Here is a 3,193-nt window from a genome sequence, read left to right as displayed (position 1 = left end):
TGATTTAGTTATATGTTATAATATGCTTTAAAGAACATTGGAAAGGTGGATCTGCATGGAAACGAAATTGAAGGTTAAGCTAATAGCACACACACCAGAACCAGAGAAGATAATTGCCTCTGCTGCTAAGCTTTGTTACAGCAGGGTTGGCATTGATGAAATAATGGAAAATTTAAATGAGGAAAACACACAGAAATTCTTGAATATGCTGATTGATTTAGGGCATGAATCACCAATAGAGCATGTAAATTTTACCTTTGCAGTAGAAGGGGTTTCAAGGACACTTACTCATCAGCTGGTAAGACATAGAATAGCATCTTATTCACAGCAGAGTCAAAGATATGTAAAATTAGAACAATTTCAATATATAGTTCCTCCTTCAATTGAAATGATACCAGAAGCAAAGGAGCTTTTTATAAAGGCCATGGAAGAAGATCAGAATACATATAACACTTTAGTTGAAATTTTGATGGAGAAACACATTAAAAAGCTCGTAGAGGGTGGTATGGAAGAAAATAAAGCAAAGAGAGTTGCTGAAAAAATGGCAATTGAGGATGCAAGATATGTATTCCCTAATGCATGTGAAACAAAAATTGTATTTACAATGAATGCAAGAACTTTATTTAATTTTTTAAGACATAGATGTTGCAACAGGGCTCAATGGGAAATTAAAAACTTAGCAGATGAAATGCTGAAACAGTTAAAGGAAGTTGCTCCAACTGTATTTAAAAATTGTGGCCCAGGATGTATTTCAGGCTCATGTCCTGAAGGAGGAATGAGTTGTGGTAAAATTCAGGAAGTAAGGGAAAAATATAAGGGTATTTAGTAGTCAATATTGAAAGGATGGAGTTTTAATGGATAAAAAAAGAATGGGCAAGGGAAGAGAAAACAATAACCGAAAAGATAAGTTTTATAGCACAAAGGAAAAGCTAGTACAAAACAAAAACGATATGGAGAAAAATTTCGATGAAAGGGAAAATGTAGTTGAGGGAAGAAATCCTGTTATAGAACTGTTAAGGTCTGATAGAACAATAGAAAAAATATATATAGCCAAGGGAATGCAAGAAGGGTCTATAAAGGTTATAATGTCTTTAGCTAAGGACAAAAAGGTGGTTATTAGTGAAGTTGACAGAAAAAAACTGGATGATATGTCTACCACAGGAAATCATCAAGGGGTTATTGCACTGACAACTCCATATCAATATTCTTCTGTACAGGAAATTTTAGATTATGCAAAAGAAAAGAGTGAGGATCCATTTATAATTATTTTAGATGAGATTGAGGATCCCCATAATTTTGGCTCTATCGTAAGAACAGCAAATGTCTGTGGTGCCCATGGAGTTATTATTCCTAAGAGAAGATCAGCCTAGTTACTGCTACGGTATCTAAAGCATCTGCTGGTGCAGTAGAACATACAAAAATAGTTAAGGTAACGAATTTAAATCAAACAATTAAAGAATTGAAAGAAAATGGTATATGGGTTATTGGTACTGACATGGATGGAAGTGTATGTTATGAAACTAATTTAACAGGTGCAACGGCATTGGTTATAGGCAGTGAAGGTAAAGGTATTTCTAGGCTTGTCAAAGAAAATTGTGATATGGTTGTTAGCATACCGATGAAGGGTGAAGTTAATTCTTTGAATGCATCGGTTGCAGCAGGTATAATTATGTATGAAATTGTTAAACAGAGGAATGTTAAAAAGTGAGTAAAACTAAGTATTTATTCGTTGATGGGTATAACATAATTAATTCATGGAAAGAATTAAAAGTTTTGAAGGATGAAAATCTTGAGGATGCCAGAGATAAGCTTGTGGATATGCTTCGTGAGTTTGCCGCATATAAGGGTATAAAAATAATTGTTGTTTTTGATGCTCATATGGTAAAGGGTAGTTCCGTTAAGCACATTAAGCAAGGTGAGATAGATGTAGTGTTTACAAAAGAGCAGGAAACCGCAGACTGCTATATAGAGAGAAATGTAGCAGAATTATCAAGAAAAAATGAGGTTTATGTTGCTACATCTGATTACCTTGAACAAAGAATAGTACTTCAGATGGGTGGGATAAGAATTACACCTGCAGAGTTATTAAATGAGATAAGTTTAACTAAAACAAAAATCAAAGAAAAGACAAAGATTACATATTCGGAACAGATAACTACTTTAAGTGAGCACGTAAATAAGGAAATTTTGGAAAAACTTGAGAAAATGCGTCGAAACCTTTGAAAATACTTGACTTTACGAGAATTAAGGATATATAATTTAATTTGTAATTGACCTAGAATGTAACTGGGGGGATTGGTTTGATGGGGAATGCAGATGCAAATAGCAGAATGATTTCATTTGAAGAAATGTTAGATGAAGAAGTGGTGGCTTTAGCTAGAGGAGGCAACGTCTTTGCGGAGGAATATTTGATAAATAAATATCGAAATTATGTCAAGGCTAAAGCAAAATCATATTTTTTGATAGGTGCTGATAAGGATGATATATATCAGGAGGGCATGATTGGCCTTTATAAAGCAATAAGGGATTTCAAATCCGACAAGCTTTCCTCCTTCAGGGCCTTTGCTGAATTATGCATAACGAGACAGATAATTACAGCAATAAAAACAGCCACAAGGCAAAAACATATTCCTTTGAATAGTTATATATCGCTTAACAAACCAATCTATGATGAGGAATCAGACAGAACATTAATGGATGTTTTATCAACAATACATGTTTCAGATCCTGAGGAATTGATTATCAGCAGGGAAGAAAAAAACAAGATAGAGAGGAAAATGTCAGAGATTTTAAGTGATTTAGAAATGGAAGTTCTGACATGCTATCTGGATGGCAAGTCATATCAGGAAATAGCCTGCGATTTAGATAGACATGCTAAGTCTATTGATAACGCTCTTCAGAGGGTAAAAAGAAAACTTGAGAAATACATAAAAGAAGAGGAATAGATTACAAAAATTGTCATTGACATATTTTTTCTAAGAGTGTACAATAAATAATCGATAGTATATACGGGTTTATCCCGTTGCGCCCATGTAGCTCAGTCGGCAGAGCGTCACCTTGGTAAGGTGGAGGTCACCGGTTCAATCCCGGTCATGGGCTCCAGTAATTTCCTATATGAAACACCGGGATGAGTTTACATTACGGTGTATAACCGTTTAATATAAAAATTTATTAAGGTGATAACACCATACAT

The 3,193-nt window shown here is 34.4% G+C and carries 3 protein-coding genes, 1 tRNA gene and 1 pseudogene; all 5 read left to right on the top strand.

The genetic code is table 11. The features are described from left to right. Positions 1–55 precede the first annotated feature (55 nt). The 5 genes and pseudogenes from thyX (at position 56) to Q428_RS13515 (ending at position 3,102) form a co-directional block, all read left to right on the top strand. Complete coding sequence (thyX, locus tag Q428_RS13535; RefSeq protein ID WP_201769303.1) at positions 56–826, top strand: FAD-dependent thymidylate synthase; 771 nt, start codon at positions 56–58, stop codon at positions 824–826. A gap of 124 nt (positions 827–950) precedes the next feature. Further along, a pseudogene (rlmB, locus tag Q428_RS13530) lies at positions 951–1,708 on the top strand (23S rRNA (guanosine(2251)-2'-O)-methyltransferase RlmB). Further along, on the top strand, positions 1,705–2,223 hold the full coding sequence (locus tag Q428_RS13525) for an NYN domain-containing protein (RefSeq protein ID WP_035381815.1): 519 nt from the start codon (positions 1,705–1,707) through the stop codon (positions 2,221–2,223). Before rlmB ends, Q428_RS13525 begins: the two are co-directional and overlap by 4 nt. Positions 2,224–2,303: 80 nt before the next feature. After that, complete coding sequence (gene sigH, locus Q428_RS13520; RefSeq protein ID WP_035381813.1) at positions 2,304–2,945, top strand: RNA polymerase sporulation sigma factor SigH; 642 nt, start codon at positions 2,304–2,306, stop codon at positions 2,943–2,945. A gap of 81 nt (positions 2,946–3,026) precedes the next feature. Beyond that, positions 3,027–3,102, top strand: a tRNA-Thr gene (locus Q428_RS13515). Positions 3,103–3,193 lie beyond the last annotated feature (91 nt).

Origin of the sequence: Fervidicella metallireducens AeB (genome assembly GCF_000601455.1) — a bacterium.
GTDB lineage: Bacteria > Bacillota > Clostridia > Clostridiales > Caloramatoraceae > Fervidicella > Fervidicella metallireducens.
This window is presented reverse-complemented; position numbering and strand designations above follow the sequence as displayed.